Origin of the sequence: Pseudomonas baltica, assembly GCF_014235765.1 — a bacterium.
Classification (GTDB): Bacteria; Pseudomonadota; Gammaproteobacteria; order Pseudomonadales; family Pseudomonadaceae; genus Aquipseudomonas; species Aquipseudomonas baltica.
In genome coordinates this window covers 162,542-180,448 of record NZ_JACMYH010000003.1, presented here as the reverse complement: position 1 = coordinate 180,448, position 17,907 = coordinate 162,542, and the positions used below count along the sequence as shown (strand labels likewise).

Genomic DNA, 17,907 nt, shown 5'->3' with positions numbered 1-17,907 from the left:
CTCTTCGCGGGTAGAACCCGCTCCCACATGGGTCAGTAGCACAAAGGTCTGCTCACGCAGGGGGTGGTTCCTGCGACGAGGCTACTGGCCGCCGACGGCAAAGTTGGGGAGCACGCCCAGTGGCCGGTCGAACTGGTAGGGGATCGATTCCAGCGCCAGGCCGACGTTGCGCTGCACCACGAAATGCAGGTGCGGGCCGGTGCTGTTGCCGGTGTTGCCCGAGCGCGCCAGCGCCGAACCGACACTGACCTGCTGACCCTCCCTGACGCTGACCGAACCGCGCATCAGGTGCAGATAGACGCCCATGGTGCCGTCCTCGTGGAGGATGCGCACGAAGTTGCCCGACGGGTTGTCACCGCGATTGTCCTGCTCGTTTTCCACCTTGATCACCGTGCCGCCGCGCGCCGCTATGATCGGCGTGCCTTCGGGCATGGCGATGTCCATGGCATAGCGCCCCTTGGCGCCGAAATGGCTGTATTTGCCATTCGGGCCCTGGGTCAGGCGGAAAGGTCCGCCGCGCCATGGGAACGGATAGCGATAACCATGCGCCTCGCCCTGCGGGTCACCGATCGAGGACACCAGCGTTTGCGCATAGCCCAACGGCTTGCCGGCCTGCTGGGCCGTGAGCACCACCAGGCTGACGCTGCTGCGCGCGGGCACCACCCGGCGGATGCTGCTGGGCGGCAGGCCTTGCACGTTGCGCAACTTGCTCAGCTTGAGCTCGACCTCGACGGGCGCGTAGAGATCGTTGCGCACCATGAAATTGGCGCTGCCCTTGCCTTTCTTCACCTCCAGACGAACCTGCCGGTCGATGCGCTCGACGATGCGCTCGCGCAGCACGAAGACCCGCGCGCCGGGCACGGGCCGGTCGGTATAGGAGGTGACGCCATCGGCATTGGTGAACTTGTAGACGGTCGCCGCCTGAGCCATGGGGGCGGCCGCGAGCAGGCCGCAGATCAGCAGGAGGCGATAGACCATGGGGGCGATGTCTGAAGGGGAACGAGCGCCAAGATTAGCAGGTATCGGCGCAGCGGCAATGTGCCATCTGTCAGGCGCCTGGCACGAAATGTTTCTGCACCGATCCACGGGCGATCAAGCGCGAAACGTAGTCGAGCTTCTGCGCATCCTGATCGAGAAAACGGAACGTCAGCTGCAGCCAGTCGCTGTCGGGCTTGGGCTCGAAGGCGGCGACGGCGTGCAGGTAGCCGTTGAGGCGAGCCACCTCGGCATTCTCGCCCTGCTCAAGGTCCAGCACAGCCAACTCCAGCACCTGGGGCAACACGGCTGCGCGGCGTACCACCAGCAACGCTTCCTTGAGGCTCAGGGCCTTGATCACGCACTGCTGGCTGCCACCCGGCAAGCGCAGTTGGCCCTGCCCGCGGCCCATGGGCGCTGAAGCTCGCGGGGGCGGCGGCGCTGCACCTGCCAACAGTGGGCTGGCAGGACGAGACGCCGGTGCTGCAGCCCGTGCAGGCTCGGCACGGCCCGAGGTCAACGCACTGAGTGAATCGTTGGCAAAGGCCGAAGCGGCCTGCTGGCGAGTCGGCGCCCCGGCGGCCAATGCCTGCAGCTTGCCGACCTTGGCCAGGGCCTTCTTGACCTTGGTCATCAGCTGTTCGTTGGTGAACGGCTTGCCGATGTAATCGGAAACGCCGGCCTGGATCGCCTGCACGACGTTTTCCTTGTCGCCTCGACTGGTCACCATGATGAAGGGCAAGGTCTTGCTGTTTTCCTGCTCGCGGGTCCAGGTCAGCAGTTCAAGGCCTGACATTTCCGGCATTTCCCAGTCGCACAGCACCATGTCGTAACTGTTGTGCATCATCAAGGACTGCGCCTTGCGTCCGTTGACTGCATCTTCGACGACGATGCCGGGAAAGGCATTGCGCAGGCATTTCTTCACCAGATCGCGGATGAACGGCGCGTCATCCACTACCAGTACACTGATCTTGCTCATCGACCGCTCCTGAAAACCGCGCAGGCATTACCGCTCGCCAAGGGCCACGTGCCACGTGGCGTGGCTGGCCACACGGCTGCCTCGCTTCGACCCACAATGAAAAACGCCCGGCAAAGGCCGGGCGTTCGTGTCGGGCCACCTTACTTATCGTCAGGTTGGTCCAGAACATTAGCGCTGTCGAGGGTGCCTTCGACTTCCTGCTTCATGCGCTTGAGGCCCATGTGCCGCACATCGGTACCGCGCACCAGGTAAATCACCAGTTCGGAGATGTTGCGCGCATGGTCGCCGATGCGCTCCAGCGAGCGCAGCACCCAGATCACGTTGAGCACTCGGGAGATGGAGCGCGGGTCTTCCATCATGTAGGTCACCAGCTCGCGCAGCGCCGTCTTGTACTCGCGGTCGATGGTCTTGTCGTACTGCGCCACCGACAGGGCCAGGTCGGCGTCGAAGCGGGCGAAGGCGTCGAGCGCGTCGCGCACCATGATGCGTACCTGGTCGCCGATGTGCCGCACCTCGACGTAGCCACGCGGCGACTCGCCCTCCTCGCACAGCTGGATGGCGCGACGGGCGATCTTGGTCGATTCGTCGCCGATGCGCTCCAGGTCGATCACCGACTTGGAAATGCTGATGATCAGCCGCAGGTCGGAGGCCGCGGGCTGTCGACGTGCGAGGATGCGCAGGCATTCCTCGTCGATGTTGCGCTCCATCTGGTTGATCTGCTCGTCGACCTCGCGCACCTGCTGGGCCAGGCCGGAGTCGGCCTCGATCAGCGCGGTGACCGCGTCGTTGACCTGCTTCTCGACCAGCCCGCCCATGGCCAGCAGGTGGCTGCGCACCTCCTCGAGTTCGGCGTTGAACTGCTGCGAGATGTGATGGGTGAGGCCTTCTTTACTGATCATGGGTCGAATCCTTGGTGCGTCCACTCGGGATGATGCCAGCAACCGCTGCGAAGCCCTAGCCGTAGCGACCGGTAATGTAGTCTTCGGTCTGCTTCTTGGCGGGATTGGTGAACAGCGTGTCGGTATCGCCGAACTCCACCAGCTTGCCCATGTACATGAACGCCGTGTAGTCCGACACCCGCGCGGCCTGCTGCATGTTGTGGGTCACGATGACGATGGTGTACTTGGACTTGAGCTCGTAGATCAGCTCTTCGACCTTGAGCGTGGAAATCGGGTCGAGCGCCGAGCACGGTTCGTCGAGCAACAGTACCTCGGGCTCGACGGCGATGGTGCGGGCGATCACCAGACGCTGCTGCTGGCCGCCGGACAGGCCCAGCGCCGACTCGTGCAGGCGGTCCTTGACCTCGTCCCACAAGGCTGCGCCCCTGAGCGCCCACTCGACCGCTTCATCGAGGATGCGCTTCTTGTTGATGCCCTGGATGCGCAGGCCGTAGACCACGTTCTCGTAGATGGTCTTGGGGAACGGGTTGGGCTTCTGGAACACCATGCCGACGCGGCGACGCAGCTCGGCGACGTCCTCGCCCTTGCTATAGATATCGTGGCCATAGAGGTTGATGGCACCCTGTACGCGGCAGCCATCGACCAGGTCGTTCATGCGGTTGAAGGTGCGCAGCAGGGTCGACTTGCCGCAGCCCGACGGGCCGATGAAGGCGGTCACGCGCTGCTTGGGAATGTTCATGCCGATGTCGAACAACGCTTGCTTGTCGCCGTAGAACAGGCTCAGGCCGGGCACTTCGATGGCCACGGTCTCTTTCGCCAGGTTCAGGCTCTGCTTGTCGCGCCCCAGGGCCGACAGGTTGATGCCATGGGATGGGTTTTCATGCTGCATGGCAGACTCCAGAGGCTGTCAAATTCGGTTCAACGTTGGAATATTCCGGGGGCTGTGATGAGCTGTTCGCGGGCGGAGCGGGCTCTGCCCGCGAAGGGGCCATCACTGACACACCCCTCAACTGTCCAGCGCCTTGTACTTCTCGCGCAAGTGGTTGCGGATCCACACCGCCGACAGGTTCAGCGTAGCGATCACCAGCACCAGCAGCAATGCGGTGGCATACACCAGCGGTCGCGCGGCCTCCACGTTGGGGCTCTGGAAACCGACGTCATAGATATGAAAGCCCAGGTGCATGATCTTCTGGTCCAGGTGCAGGTACGGGTAGTTGCCGTCCAGCGGCAGCGACGGCGCCAGCTTGACCACACCCACCAGCATCAGCGGCGCCACCTCGCCAGCAGCGCGGGCCACGGCCAGGATCATGCCGGTCATCATTGCCGGGCTGGCCATGGGCAGGACGATCTTCCACAGGGTTTCCGCCTTGGTCGCGCCGAGGGCGAGCGAGCCCTCGCGCACGGTCCGCGGAATCCGCGCCAGGCCCTCCTCGGTGGCCACGATCACTACCGGCACCGCTAGCAGGGCCAGGGTCAGCGACGCCCACAACAGCCCCGGCGTGCCGAAGGTCGGCGCCGGCAGGGCCTCGGGAAAGAACAGCCGATCGAGCGAGCCACCGAGCACATAGACGAAGAACCCCAGGCCGAACACGCCATAGACGATGGCCGGTACACCCGCCAGGTTGTTCACCGCAATGCGGATCAGCCGCGTGAAGGTATTCTGCTTGGCGTACTCACGCAGGTAGACCGCCGCCAGTACGCCGAACGGCGTGACGATGACGGCCATGATCAGGGTCATCATCACCGTGCCGAAGATGGCCGGAAAGATCCCACCCTCGGTGTTGGCTTCGCGCGGGTCATCGCTGAGGAATTCCCACATCTTGCTGAAATAGAAACCCAGCTTGGTCAGCGTATTCATGGCATTGGGCTGATAGGCGTGGACGATCTGGCCCAGCTGAACCTCGATTTCCTTGCCGTTGGCGTCACGCACCGTGACGCTGTCGCGATTGACCTGGGCATGCAGCGCGCCCAGGCGGGTTTCGATGTCTTTGTAACTCGCGTCGAGCTCGGCGCGCTCGGCGTCCATGTCGGCCTGCGCCACGGGCGTGAGCCGGCCTTCGAGTTCCAGGCGACGGGTCTGCAGACGCAGCCTTTCCAGGCCGGCATTGACCTTGCCGATATCGGACTTCTCCAACCGCCTCAGCGCATCCGCCAGGTCGCTGACCCGGGTGATGCGGCTCTGCAGTTCCGGCCAGGCTGTTTCACCCTCGGCGACGACCTTGCCTTGTTCCTTGATATTGACCAGGTAGCCATAGAAATTGCCCCACTCGCGCCGCTCCAGCGCCATGAGCTCGGGCGGGGTGCTCTGCTCGGCCAACCAGTCGCCGACGATCCAGGTGAAATCGGCACCATTGATGTCGCGGTTGCCGACCTTGACCAGCTCGCGGGTCATGAATTCGGGGCCGCTGTCCGGCACCGGCAGGCCGGCACTTTTCAGACGTTCGCGCGGCACCTCTTCCTTCTGCACGATTTCGCCGATGACCAGGTGGTTAGCCATCCCCGGCACGTTGTAGCTGGCTTGTATCAGGTCGGCCGGCCAGAAATGTGCCAGGCCACGCACGGCGATCACCGCCAGCAGGCCCAGGGTCATGATCACCGCGATGGACACGGCCCCGCCGCTCAGCCATACGCCGGGCGAGCCGCTCTTGAACCAGCCTTTCAGGGAGTTCTGCTTCACAGCTGGCTACCTTTTCTCAAAGCGATGAATACTTTTTGCGCAGGCGCTGACGAATCAGCTCGGCCGCGGTGTTCATGACGAAGGTGAACAACAGCAGCACCAGGGCCGAGAGGAACAGCACGCGGTAGTGACTGCCGCCTACTTCCGACTCGGGCATTTCCACCGCGACGTTGGCCGCCAGGGTGCGCAGGCCTTCGAACAGGTTCATTTCCATGACCGGTGTGTTGCCGGTGGCCATCAGTACGATCATGGTCTCGCCCACGGCCCGGCCCATGCCGATCATCAGCGCCGAGAAGATGCCTGGGCTGGCGGTCAGGATCACCACGCGGGTCAGGGTCTGCCAGGGTGTGGCGCCCAGCGCCAGCGAACCCAGGGTCAGGCCGCGCGGCACGCTGAACACGGCGTCCTCGGCAATCGAATAGATGTTCGGAATGACCGCGAAGCCCATGGCCAGACCGACCACCAAGGCGTTGCGCTGATCGTAGGTGATGCCCAGGTCGTTGCTGATCCACAGGCGCATGTCGCCGCCGAACCACCAGGTTTCCAGGAACGGGCTCATGTACAGCGCAAACCAGCCTACCAGCAGGATCACCGGGATCAGGATCGCGCTTTCCCAACCGTCCGGAATGCGCAGGCGGATCGACTCCGGCAGGCGACTGACCACGAAACCTGCGCTCAGGATGCCCAGCGGGGTAAGCAGGAGCAGGCTGAAGATACCGGGCAGGTGACCTTCGACATAAGGTGCCAGGAACAGGCCGGCGAAGAAGCCGAGGATCACCGTAGGCATGGCTTCCATCAGCTCGATGACCGGCTTGACCTTGCGGCGCATGCCGGGGGCCATGAAGTAGGCGGTGTAGATCGCCGCGGCAATGGCCAGCGGTGCGGCCAGCAGCATTGCGTAGAACGCGGCCTTCAAGGTGCCGAACGTCAGCGGCGCCAGGCTCATCTTGGGTTCGAAATCGGTGTTGGCTGCGGTCGACTGCCAGACATAGGCTGGTTTGTCGTAGTTTTCGTACCAGACCTTGCTCCACATCGAGCTCCACGAAACTTCCGGATGCGGGTTGTGCAGGGTCAAGGGCTGCAACGCGCCGTTGGCTTCGACCATGAGCTTGTTGGCCCGCGGCGCCATGGCGTAGATACCCGCGCCGTCGACCACGGGCTCGACCAGCAGGGTGCGGTGCGCCGTGCTGTGGAAAACCCCCAGCTGGCCGGATGCATCCAGGGCGGTGAAGCCCTTGCGCCGCTGTTCGGAGCTGATCTGGATGATCGGCGTGTGTCCCATCTGGAAGGTACGAATCTGCTTGAGGCGCGGTTCGCCGTCTTCGTCGCGGGCCATGAACCATTGCGCCAGGCCGCCCCTGGAGTCGCCGATGATCAGCGAGATGCCGCCGACCAACTGGGCGCTGGCGGTGATCTGGGTGTCGGCGTTTTCGCTGAGCTTGTAGCGGCCGTTCATGCTGCGGTCGCGCAGGCTGAAAACATCGACCTGGGCACGGCCGTTGATCACATAAAGCCACTGCTGGCGCGGGTCGATGAAGATCGCCTTCACCGCCTGGTTCATCTGCGGCAGCTCGATGCGCTTCTGCTCGTTGACGACCTCGCCGGTCATCATGTTTTCTTCGCGGGTGAGCTGCAGCACGTTGAGCTGATCGCCGGTGGAACCGGCCAGGATCAGGCTGGAGTCGCTGGCATTGATGCTCACCCGCTCCAGCGCGCGGCCTTGAGGATCAAGTTCGATGGGGGCGTTGCCGTAGGGGTATTCGATCGCCGGGGTCACCGTCTTGTTGCCACCCGGGTAAGTCACCCGGTAGGTGTGGCGAAACACCAGAGCCTGGCCGTTGGACAGGCCCAGTACCACCAGTGGCGCACCTGGCTGGTCCTTGGCGCTGGCGGTCACGGTCACGCCGGCGGGAATCGGCAACGCCGTGCGCGACAGCTCTTCCCCGGTATGAGCATTGAAGAACAGTGCCGTGCCCTGCTCCGAGACGCGCATGCCCGCCTCGTTCTGCTCTTCGAGCGCATAAACCAGAGGCTTGCCGGCATCCTGCAGCCAAGCGGGATGCAGCGGCGGCTCGACCGTCAGGTCTGCGCCTTTGAACAGCGGCACCACCACGTAGGCGAGAAAGAAGAAGATCAAGGTGATCGCGGCCAGCACGGCCAGGCCACCGACCAACACATACCAGCGCGTGAAGCGATCCTTGAGCGCGCGAATACGCCGCTTGCGCTGCATCTCGGGCGTGTTGAAATCGATGCGCTTGGGTGGAGAAGTCGGGGTCATCGGGGAATTGGCCAGATCGTTCATGCGCACACCCTAGCGATCCTGTATGACAGAAACATGACAATGAGGTGACGCGACAAAAACGCCGGCCGGCTCAAGGCCGTCGGCGAATGGATGTAGGTTAATCCCGTAGGAGCGGTCTGTGGCCGCGAACCTGTCACTGCGGTGCATCAGGTGTGCCGCGGCGCTCGTTTCGCGGCCACTGGCCGCTCCTACGGGGTGGCGATGTTTATTGCTTGGCGACGTCTGCGCCTTCCTTCAGACCCAGGTCGGCCAGGGCCTTGGCGGCGACTTTGGCCGGCAGGGGAATGTAGCCATCCTTGACCACGACTTCCTGGCCCTGCTTGGACAGCATCAGCTTGACGAACTCGGCCTCCAGCGGCGCCAGCGGCTTGTTCGGTGCCTTGTTGACGTACACATAGAGGAAGCGCGACAACGGATACTTGCCGTTCAGGGCGTTTTCCTCGGTGTCTTCGATGAACTCGCTGGTGCCTTTCTTGGCCAGCGGGACGGTCTTCACACTGGCGGTCTTGTAACCGATACCCGAGTAGCCAATGCCATTGAGCGAGCTGCTGATCGACTGTACCACCGAGGCCGAGCCTGGCTGCTCGTTGACGTTGGGCTTGTAGTCACCCTTGCACAGGGCCTCTTCCTTGAAATAGCCATAGGTACCGGACACCGAGTTGCGCCCGAACAGCTGCACCGGTTTGTTGGCCAGGTCGCCGGTCACGCCCAGTTCGCCCCAGGTCTTCACATCGGCCTTGGCGCCACATAGGCGAGTGGACGAGAACACCGCGTCGACCTGTTCCATGGTCAGGTGCTGGATCGGGTTGTCCTTGTGCACGAACACGGCCAGGGCGTCGACGGCCACCGGAATGGCCGTGGGCTTGTAGCCGTATTTCTGCTCGAAGGCCGCCATCTCGGTGTCCTTCATCTTGCGGCTCATGGGCCCCAGGTTGGCGGTGCCTTCGATCAGCGCCGTGGGCGCCGTGGCCGAACCTGCTGCCTGGATCTGGATATTGACGTTCGGGTATTCCTTCTTGTAGTTCTCGGCCCACAAGGTCATCAGGTTGGCCAGGGTATCGGAGCCCACACTGGACAAGTTGCCCGACACGCCGGTGGTCTTGACGTACGCAGGGATGGAAGGGTCGACGGCGGCTACCGCATTGGCAGTGGCAATGCCTGCGGCGACGAAGGTCATGGCGGCCATCAAACGCGTGAGTTTCATGCCTTGCTCCTAGCAAATCCAGAAAAGGGTGTTGACTCGGCGCTCGGTATTGGCGGGCCGTGGGGACACTCTATGAAAGGATTGTGACAGTAGGATGAATGGCCATCATCCTCCGTGCGGGCCTCGTTCGCTGGCTCTGCCAGCGAACGAGGCCAACGGATTCAGCGCTTCTTGGCCATCAGGTACAACCCGCACAAGAAGCCGATCACACAGATCGCCGCCACATAATAGGCCGGCCCCATGGGATTGGACTTCATCAGCAGGGTCACTGCCATCGGCGTCAGGCCGCCGAAGATGGCATAGGCCACGTTGTAGGAGAACGACAGGCCGGAGAAACGCACCACTGCCGGGAACGCCTTGACCATCACGTAGGGCACCGCGCCGATCACGCCCACGCACAGGCCAGTCACCGCATACAGCGGAAACAGCCAGTCGGGATGCGCGTGCAGGCTGTGGAACAGGGTCCAGGAGGTGGCCAGCAGCGCCAGGCTGCCGACCACGAACACCTTGCCGGCGCCGAAGCGGTCAGCCAGCGCGCCCGAACCGATGCAGCCCAGGCTCAGGAACACGATAGCCAGGCTGTTGGCCTGCAGCGACTGCTTGGGGGTAAAGCCGTAGAGGGTCTGCAGAATGGTCGGGGTCATCAGGATGACCACAATGATCCCCGCCGAGAGCAACCAGGTCAGCAGCATGGAAATGGCCACGGCCCCACGATGGTCGCGCAGCACCGTGCGCAGCGGCACTTCGGCGGCCAGCGCCTTGCGCTGCTGCAGTTCGGCGAAGACCGGGGTTTCATGCAGCCAGCGACGCAGGTACACCGACGCCAGGCCGAACACACCGCCGATCAGGAAAGGGATACGCCAGGCGTAGTCCGAAACCTCGGCCGGGGTGTAGATGCTGTTGATGGCAGTGGCCATCAGCGAGCCCAGCAGGATCCCGGTGGTCAAGCCGCAGGTCAGCGTGCCGCAGGCATAGCCGACGTTGCGCCCCGGCACGTGCTCTGAGACGAACACCCAGGCCCCGGGTACTTCGCCGCCGATGGCCGCGCCCTGGATCACCCGCATCAACAGCAACAGGATGGGCGCAAAGATGCCGATCTGTGCGTAAGTGGGCAGTAGGCCCATGATCAGGGTGGGCACGGCCATCATGAAGATGCTCAACGTGAACATCTTCTTGCGCCCCAACAGGTCACCGAAGTGCGCCATGATGATGCCGCCCAGCGGCCGCGCCAGATAGCCAGCGGCGAAGATGCCGAAGGTTTGCATCAGCCGCAGCCACTCGGGCATGTCGGCAGGAAAGAACAACTTGCCCACCACCGCCGCAAAGAACACGAAGATGATGAAGTCGTAGAACTCAAGTGCACCGCCCAGGGCGGACAACGAAAGTGTCTTGTAATCACTGCGGGTCAGCGGACGCGAAGGCGGAGCGATACTCGAAGGCGCGGCGGTCATGTGATGTTCTCTTATATACAAATCCACAGCTTTGTTGCTGTTTTGGGTTTGGCAGTGCAGGCACGATAGCAAATTGCTAGAAAAAGCACATGGCCTGTATTGGCAATCGCAGTAATTGGACAGCGAACGGTCGTTATGGCGGTTCTGCGCCTATATACTGGCCTTAATTAAAGGGTCTTGTGCGAAAACGCAGCTAGCGTTGTAGCCGATTTCGCAGAGGTACCCTGTGTGCGCCAGTTGAAAGAAAAGCCGTGTAGGCTTTTGTCATTGGCGCCGATCAATGCGCCACTCCAATAAAGCGTCACGGGTCAGAGGCCCCCCCGGCATGATTGAACTCGAACAAGAAGATCCCATTCCCCAAGGCGACCTGGCCTTGCAGATCACCGCGCTGCCACGCGAAACCAACGGCTTTGGCGATATTTTCGGCGGCTGGCTGGTCGCCCAGATGGATCTGGCCGGAACGGCCATGGCCAGCAAGGTCGCCGGTGGACGGGTGGCGACGGTAGCCATCGATCGCATGGCGTTCCTGGTCCCGGTTGCCGTCGGCGCGCAATTGTCCTTCTATACCCAGACCCTGGAGATCGGCCGCAGCTCGATCCAGATGATGGTCGAGGTATGGAGCGACGATCCACTGTCGAGCGAATGGCGCAAGGTCACCGAGGCCGTCTTCGTGTTCGTCGCCATCGACGGCAGCGGCCGCACACGCGCGGTACCACCGCGGCGCTGATGCACCACCGGCGCATCAGCCGACTTTTTGAACCCATAGCGAGAACTCTTCATGTCTGAGCCGCAGGTCGAATCGGTCAAGCTCGATGAACTCAATTGCTGGCGCATCAGCACCGATCAGGCTGAGCTGCTGATCGCGCAACAGGGCGCCCAGGTAATCAGCTATCAGCGTCACGGTCAGCAGCCGCTGATCTGGCCCAACCCGGCCGCCCTCTACAAGCCGGGCAAGGCCGTTCGCACCGGCGTGCCGGTGTGTTGGCCATGGTTCGGCAACCTTGGGCGCAATCCCGAGGCGGTACAGGCCATGCGCACCGCCAGCGACGAGGCACCTGCCCACGGCCTGGTGCGGACGCTGGACTGGGAGTTGCTGGGTATCGACCAGCTCGAATCGGGCATTAAGGTCGAATTGAGCGTGCCGCAGGCAGCTCGCGGTGAATTGCCAGGGTGGCCGCACAAGGTCGAGGTCAGGCTGTGCGTGGTACTTGGCGAGGCGCTGGAGATCACCTTGCACAGTCGCAACCTGGACGACCATCCCGTCAGCCTGAGCCAGGCGCTGCACAGTTACTTTGCGGTGAGCGACGTGCGTCAGGCCACCGTCGAGTGCCTAGGCGGCCTGACCTACATCGAAACCCTGGACGGCTGGCAGCCCCGCCAGCAGGCTGGCGTGCTCGGGTTTGCCGGCGAAACCGACCGGATCTACCTGAATACTCCAGCGCAGCTGAGTTTCGTCGACCCGGGCTGGCAACGGCGGGTGACCCTCGCCTCCACCGGCTCGCGCAGCGCAGTGGTGTGGAACCCGTGGGTCGAGCGCGCCACGGCCTTGCCGGACATGGCCGACGACGGTTGGCAGGGCATGCTGTGCATCGAGACGGCGAACGTCTGGGATGACGTAGTGACGCTGGCACCCGGTGCGGCCTGTGCCATGGGCGTCAGGTTTACAGCTTCAGAGCTTTGATATTTGCAGGCAGGTCCGGCCTCTTCGCGGGCAGAGCCCGCTCCCACATGGACGCTGTATGCCCCACTGTGGGAGCGGGGCGGGCGGCGAGCCTTCTACCCGCGAAGAGGCCAGACCTGCAGAATCACAAATCCGACTCCTCTACCACCCGCACTTTCTGCGCATCCAGCGCATAAGCCGCATCGGCCAGGTCGTTGCTGACCTTCTCCACCTTGACCTTGCCCGTGACCCACAACGGCGTGTAGATATCGGCCAGCTTCAGCCCCTTGGGGTAGCGCACCAGGATCAACTGGTTCGGCGGCGGCGGCGGAACGTGAATGCACGCGCCTGGGTATGGCACCAGGAAGAACAGCGTGCTGTTGCCCTTGGCATCGCTTTCCAGCGGAACGGGGTAGCCACCGATGCGAATGTCCTTGCCGTTCATGGCCGCCACGGTCTTGGTGGAATACATCACCGCCGGCAGACCCTTGGCTTGCTTCATGCCACCCTTTTCGGTGAACGTGCCCTGCGCCTCGGGTGAGTCGTGGTCGATTTCGGGCATCCGCTCCAAAGCCTGCTGGTCGGCCTTGGGCATCAGCTGCAGCCAGTCGGTTTCCGGCAGTTCAGCATGCGCAGTGGCTGCGGCGAACATGAAGCAGAGCAGTAGAAGTCGGCGCATGGCAGGGCCCAGAGTGGAAAGTCGGCCATTCTAACCACAGCCCAGACGTGACGCAGCCCCCACCGAGGCAAGCTCGAGGGGGGCTGCGGTGCGACCAGTCAGGTACCTGCAGGGCTGCCGCAGGTATCAGGCGCGTTGAATCAACGCTTCTTGCTGACCATGCCGTAGATCACCAGCAGGATGATCGCGCCGACCAGCGCGCCGAGGAAGCCGGCACCTTCGCCAGCTCGGTAGATACCCAGCGCCTGACCACCGTAGGTCGCAGCCAGGGAGCCGGCGATACCCAGCAGAATGGTCATGATCCAACCCATGCTGTCATCGCCAGGCTTCAGAAAACGCGCCAGCAGACCAACGATCAAGCCGATGAAGATAGTCCCGATGATTCCCATGATATTCCCTCTGATATGAACAGGCTTGATGCCAAGCTGCGATAGCAGCCTTGGCGTACAGCCATCAGAGGGTTGATGGTCGGCAATGGTTCCTCAACCCTGGATAAGGGCCTGCACTTCGGCGATCTGGCGTTGCAACGTGGCGCGATCGGCACAGCGCACGGTGGCATGACCGACCTTGCGCCCGACCTTGAACGCCTTGCCGTAGTGGTGCAGATGGCAGTCGTCGATGGCCGCGACCTGCGCCACTGCCGGCACTTCGCCGATGAAGTTGAGCATGGCGCTTTCGCCGACCTTGGCGGTCGAACCCAATGGCAGCCCGGCCACGGCGCGCAGGTGGTTTTCGAACTGGCTGCACTCGGCGCCTTCGATGGTCCAGTGCCCGGAGTTGTGCACGCGGGGCGCGATTTCATTGGCCTTCAAGCCACCGTCCACTTCGAAGAACTCGAACGCCAGTACGCCAACGTAGTCGAGCTTTTGCAGCACACGACCAGCGTAGTCTTCGGCCAGCCCCTGCAGTGGATGCGCGGTGCTTGCCACCGACAGGCGCAGGATGCCGGCCTCGTGGGTGTTGTGCACCAGCGGGTAGAAGCGGGTCTCGCCATCGCGTGCGCGCACGGCGATCAGCGACACTTCGCCGGTAAAGGGCACGAAGCCTTCGAGCAGGCACGGCACGCTGCCCAGTTCGGCGAAGGTCCCGGCCACGTCGGTGGCGCTGCGCAGGACCTTCTGGCCTTTGCCGTCATAGCCCAGGGTACGGGTTTTCAGCACGGCGGGCAGGCCGATGCTGGCCACCGCGGCGTCGAGATCGGCCTGGGACTGGATGTCGGCGAACGTCGGCGTCGGCACGCCCAGGTCCTTGAACATGCTTTTTTCGAACCAGCGGTCACGGGCGATGCGCAGCGCGTCGGCGCTGGGATACACCGGTACGAATTGCGACAGGAACGCCACGGTCTCGGCCGGAACGCTTTCGAACTCGAAGGTGACCAGGTCGACTTCGTCGGCCAACTGGCGCAGGTGATCCTGGTCGCCATAGTCGGCCCGCAGGTGCTCGCCCAGGGGGGCGGCACAGGCATCGGGCGCCGGGTCCAGGAACGCGAAATTCATCCCCAGGGGGGTACCGGCCAAGGCCAGCATGCGGCCCAGTTGGCCGCCACCGATTACACCGATCTTCATGTCAAAGAACCTCAGGCCTGGCGCGGGTCGGGATTGTCCAGAACGTTGTCTGTCTGCTCGGCGCGGAACGTTTTCAGCGCAGTGTGGAACTGCGGGTGCTTGGCGCCCAGGATGCTGGCCGACAGCAGCGCGGCGTTGATCGCGCCGGCCTTGCCGATGGCCAGTGTGGCGACCGGAATGCCCGCCGGCATCTGCACGATGGACAGCAGCGAGTCGACGCCCGACAGCATGGACGACTGCACCGGCACACCCAGAACCGGCAGGTGCGTCTTGGCCGCGCACATGCCTGGCAGATGCGCCGCGCCGCCGGCGCCGGCGATGATCACCTCGATGCCGCGGCTTTCGGCCTCGTCGGCATACTGGAACAGCAGGTCCGGGGTGCGGTGGGCGGAAACCACCTTGACCTCGAAGGGAATACCGAGCTTTTCCAGCATATCGGCGGTGTGGCTAAGGGTGGACCAATCGGACTTGGAGCCCATGATCACGCCAACCAATGCACTCATCGTCGAGCCTCTTCTCTTGGGCGCCCGCAGGCGCGTCAAAAAACAACGAGCCACGCAGGAAGACCGGCGTGGCTCGTTATGCGAATAATGGCCGGAACAGACCGGCCGAAGGCCGCGCAGTATACCGTAAGAATGAAGATTTATTGCAGCCATCTCGACCGACCGTCAAATGGCTGCGAAGCGCGGGTTTGTTGACTTTCAGGTCAGTGAAATCGGCGGTGAACGCTTCGCGGCCACTGGCCGCTCCTACACGAAACACGATGGCTTTGCGTAGGAGCGGCCAGTGGCCGCGAAGGCAGCACCGCCGAATCGAGTCAGGCGCTGCCCGCCGCCGCACCCTCCAACCGCTTCCACAACAGCCGCACATTGGCCTTGCGCACCAACGCACAGCGATACACGCGAATCTCCAACGGCACGTGCCACTGCTGCCCGCCACACACCACCAGCTCGCCGCGAGCCAGCTCGGCGCGTACGCTCAGGCGCGGCACCCAGGCGATCCCCAGGCCTTCGAGCGCCATGCTTTTCAGGCTGTCGGCCATGGCGGTTTCGTACACCGTGGTATAGCGCAGGCTGCGCTGACGCAGCAGCAGGTTCACCGAGCGCCCGAGAAATGCGCCTGCGGTGTAAGCCAGCAGTGGAATGCTGCCCTCGCCTTCCAGGTCGAACAACGGCTGGCCCTGGGCGTCGCTGGCGCAGATGGGCAGCATCTCGGTGGTGCCCAGGTGCAGCGACGGAAATATCTCCGGGTCCATCTGCATCGCCGAATCGGGGTCGTAGAACGCCAGCATCAGGTCACAGCCGCCCTCGCGCAACGCATGCACGGCATCGCCGACGTTGGTGGCCACCAGGCGGGTCGCGATGGGCAGGCCATCATTGCGCAGTTTCGCGATCCAGCCCGGAAAGAACCCCAATGCCAGCGAGTGCGCTGCAGCCACCTGCATGACCTCGCCCTGCCCGCCCTCCAAGTGATGCAGATGACGCAACACCTCGCCCAGTTGGTCGACCACCGTGCGCGCCGTGACCAGAAACAACTGACCGGCCTCGGTCAACTCGACCGGCGTGCGCGATCGATTCACCAACGTCAGGCCCAGCGCAGCTTCCAGGCTGCGGATACGCCGGCTGAACGCAGGCTGGGTGACGAAGCGGCGTTCAGCCGCTTGTGAAAAGCTGCGGGTGGCCGCCAGTGCGCTGAAATCTTCCAGCCATTTGCTTTCCAGGTTCATGTCGGTTCTCGGTACGTTGATTCGGGCAGCGTGTAACAGCCGGACGCGGCTCGCGCCGCTGCTACAGGGATCCCTTGTAGCAGCGGCGCAAGCCGCGTCGGCGGACAACACCGACGTCATTGGAATACGCCGGATCACCCTTGCGCGTCACATGCGCCATTATGCCGATTATGCATACCCCAGCAAGCATCAGCATTAGCCGCAAATCTGCTACAGGCCTAGCATTGCAAGCATTCCGGCACTTGCCGGGCCTCTACAGAGATTATCTCTATCATGTCCTCCGCTGCATCACTGCGCACTGAAAAAGACCTGCTCGGCGTTCTCGAAGTCCCGGCTGAAGCCTACTACGGCATTCAAACCCTGCGCGCCGTGCACAACTTCCGCCTCTCCGGCGTGCCGTTGTCGCACTACCCCAAGCTGGTCGTGGCCCTGGCCATGGTCAAGCAGGCCGCCGCCGATGCCAACCACCAGTTGGGGCATCTGAACACAGCAAAGCATGCGGCAATCAGTGAAGCGTGTGCCCGCCTGGTGCGCGGCGATTTCCACGATCAGTTCGTGGTCGACATGATTCAGGGTGGCGCCGGTACGTCCACCAACATGAATGCCAACGAGGTGATCGCCAACATCGCCCTGGAAGTCATGGGCCATCAGAAAGGCGAATACCAGTACCTGCACCCCAACAACGACGTGAACATGGCGCAGTCGACCAACGACGCCTACCCGACGGCCATTCGCCTGGGTCTGCTGCTGGGCCATGACGCCCTGCTGGCCAGCCTCGACAGCCTCATCCAGGCATTTGCCGCCAAGGGCGTGGAATTCGCTCACGTGCTGAAGATGGGTCGGACCCAGCTGCAGGACGCCGTGCCGATGACTCTGGGCCAGGAATTCAAGGCCTTCGCCACCACGTTGACCGAAGACCTCAACCGCCTGCGCAGCCTGGCTCCGGAACTGCTGACCGAAGTCAACCTGGGTGGCACCGCCATCGGCACCGGCATCAACGCCGACCCGGGCTATCAGGCCCTGGCCGTGTCGCGCCTGGCCACCATCAGCGGCCAGCCGCTGGTGCCCGCCGCCGACCTGATCGAAGCAACCTCCGACATGGGTGCCTTCGTGCTGTTCTCCGGCATGCTCAAGCGCACTGCGGTCAAGCTGTCGAAGATCTGCAACGACCTGCGCCTGCTGTCCAGCGGCCCGCGTACCGGCATCAACGAGATCAACCTGCCGGCGCGCCAGCCGGGTAGCTCGATCATGCCGGGCAAGGTCAATCCGGTGATTCCCGAAGCGGTCAACATGTGCGCCTTTGAGATCATGGGCAACGACCTCGCCTTGACCATCGCCGCCGAGGGCGGGCAGTTGCAGCTCAACGTCATGGAACCGCTGATCGCCTACAAGATCTTCGACTCCATCCGCCTGCTGCAGCGCGCCATGGACATGCTGCGTGAACACTGCATCGTCGGCATCACCGCCAACGAACAGCGCTGCCGCGAGCTGGTGGAGCACTCCATCGGCCTGGTCACCGCGCTGAACCCCTACATTGGCTATGAAAACGCCACCCGTATCGCTCGCATCGCCCTGCAGACAGGTCGCGGCGTGCTGGAGCTGGTACGTGAGGAAGGCCTGCTCGACGACGCCATGCTGGCCGACATCCTGCGCCCGGAAAACATGATCGCGCCGCGCCTCGTGCCCCTCAAGGCCTGAGCCGGCCGTACGCTCACCAGGTCGAGGGACTAGACACCTCTCACCTTTTGAGGGCTCCGAGAGCAATTTCGGAGCCCTTTTTTTGTGCCGCT

Annotated in this window: 16 protein-coding genes; 3 read left to right on the top strand and 13 right to left on the bottom strand. The window is 63.3% G+C overall.

The window, feature by feature from the left end; all coding sequences use genetic code 11:
• Positions 1-81: 81 nt before the first annotated feature.
• The 8 genes from H7993_RS13205 to H7993_RS13170 all read right to left on the bottom strand — a co-directional run bounded on the left by H7993_RS13205 (position 82) and on the right by H7993_RS13170 (position 10,487).
• The gene (locus H7993_RS13205; RefSeq protein ID WP_185794657.1) at positions 82-978 is read right to left on the bottom strand and encodes a peptidoglycan DD-metalloendopeptidase family protein; all 897 of its coding nucleotides are present in this window, start codon (positions 976-978) and stop codon (positions 82-84) included.
• 70 nt (positions 979-1,048) lie between these two features.
• The gene (locus H7993_RS13200) at positions 1,049-1,954 is read right to left on the bottom strand and encodes a response regulator (RefSeq protein ID WP_122479984.1); all 906 of its coding nucleotides are present in this window, start codon (positions 1,952-1,954) and stop codon (positions 1,049-1,051) included.
• A gap of 140 nt (positions 1,955-2,094) precedes the next feature.
• Complete coding sequence (gene phoU, locus H7993_RS13195; protein ID WP_043192144.1) at positions 2,095-2,853, bottom strand: phosphate signaling complex protein PhoU; 759 nt, start codon at positions 2,851-2,853, stop codon at positions 2,095-2,097.
• Positions 2,854-2,908: 55 nt separating this feature from the next.
• Positions 2,909-3,742 carry a phosphate ABC transporter ATP-binding protein PstB gene (gene pstB, locus H7993_RS13190; protein WP_122479985.1) on the bottom strand — a complete coding sequence of 278 codons (834 nt, stop codon included), beginning with the start codon at positions 3,740-3,742 and terminating at the stop codon, positions 2,909-2,911.
• Positions 3,743-3,859: 117 nt separating this feature from the next.
• The gene (gene pstA / locus H7993_RS13185) at positions 3,860-5,530 is read right to left on the bottom strand and encodes a phosphate ABC transporter permease PstA (RefSeq protein WP_185794656.1); all 1,671 of its coding nucleotides are present in this window, start codon (positions 5,528-5,530) and stop codon (positions 3,860-3,862) included.
• Between the two features lie 16 nt (positions 5,531-5,546).
• The gene (locus H7993_RS13180) at positions 5,547-7,832 is read right to left on the bottom strand and encodes an ABC transporter permease subunit (RefSeq protein WP_185794655.1); all 2,286 of its coding nucleotides are present in this window, start codon (positions 7,830-7,832) and stop codon (positions 5,547-5,549) included.
• A gap of 205 nt (positions 7,833-8,037) precedes the next feature.
• Positions 8,038-9,036, bottom strand: a complete 999-nt coding sequence (locus H7993_RS13175) for a phosphate ABC transporter substrate-binding protein PstS (protein ID WP_185794654.1) — start codon at positions 9,034-9,036, stop codon at positions 8,038-8,040.
• A 161-nt stretch (positions 9,037-9,197) separates the two neighbouring features.
• Positions 9,198-10,487 (bottom strand): MFS transporter, encoded by a 1,290-nt coding sequence (locus tag H7993_RS13170; RefSeq protein WP_122479989.1) that lies wholly within the window; start codon positions 10,485-10,487, stop codon positions 9,198-9,200.
• 325 nt (positions 10,488-10,812) lie between these two features.
• Between H7993_RS13170 and H7993_RS13165 the strand changes: the two genes are divergently transcribed.
• Both H7993_RS13165 and H7993_RS13160 read left to right on the top strand, forming a co-directional pair.
• On the top strand, positions 10,813-11,214 hold the full coding sequence (locus H7993_RS13165; RefSeq protein ID WP_043192132.1) for an acyl-CoA thioesterase: 402 nt from the start codon (positions 10,813-10,815) through the stop codon (positions 11,212-11,214).
• Between the two features lie 51 nt (positions 11,215-11,265).
• Positions 11,266-12,168: a D-hexose-6-phosphate mutarotase gene (locus H7993_RS13160; RefSeq protein WP_185794653.1), complete on the top strand. Its 903-nt coding sequence runs from the start codon at positions 11,266-11,268 to the stop codon at positions 12,166-12,168.
• 124 nt (positions 12,169-12,292) lie between these two features.
• On the opposite strand, the gene H7993_RS13155 is transcribed toward H7993_RS13160, so the two are convergent.
• The 5 genes from H7993_RS13155 to H7993_RS13135 all read right to left on the bottom strand — a co-directional run bounded on the left by H7993_RS13155 (position 12,293) and on the right by H7993_RS13135 (position 16,117).
• Positions 12,293-12,826 (bottom strand): DUF3299 domain-containing protein, encoded by a 534-nt coding sequence (locus H7993_RS13155; RefSeq protein ID WP_122479991.1) that lies wholly within the window; start codon positions 12,824-12,826, stop codon positions 12,293-12,295.
• Between the two features lie 140 nt (positions 12,827-12,966).
• On the bottom strand, positions 12,967-13,215 hold the full coding sequence (locus tag H7993_RS13150) for a GlsB/YeaQ/YmgE family stress response membrane protein (RefSeq protein WP_122479992.1): 249 nt from the start codon (positions 13,213-13,215) through the stop codon (positions 12,967-12,969).
• Between the two features lie 93 nt (positions 13,216-13,308).
• Positions 13,309-14,391 (bottom strand): 5-(carboxyamino)imidazole ribonucleotide synthase, encoded by a 1,083-nt coding sequence (locus H7993_RS13145; protein WP_185794652.1) that lies wholly within the window; start codon positions 14,389-14,391, stop codon positions 13,309-13,311.
• Positions 14,392-14,402: 11 nt separating this feature from the next.
• The gene (gene purE / locus H7993_RS13140) at positions 14,403-14,894 is read right to left on the bottom strand and encodes a 5-(carboxyamino)imidazole ribonucleotide mutase (protein ID WP_122479994.1); all 492 of its coding nucleotides are present in this window, start codon (positions 14,892-14,894) and stop codon (positions 14,403-14,405) included.
• A gap of 314 nt (positions 14,895-15,208) precedes the next feature.
• Positions 15,209-16,117, bottom strand: coding sequence for a LysR substrate-binding domain-containing protein (locus H7993_RS13135; RefSeq protein WP_185794651.1), 909 nt, complete (start codon positions 16,115-16,117; stop codon positions 15,209-15,211).
• 273 nt (positions 16,118-16,390) lie between these two features.
• On the opposite strand from H7993_RS13135, the gene H7993_RS13130 reads away from it, so the two are divergent.
• Complete coding sequence (locus tag H7993_RS13130; protein ID WP_122479996.1) at positions 16,391-17,815, top strand: aspartate ammonia-lyase; 1,425 nt, start codon at positions 16,391-16,393, stop codon at positions 17,813-17,815.
• Positions 17,816-17,907 lie beyond the last annotated feature (92 nt).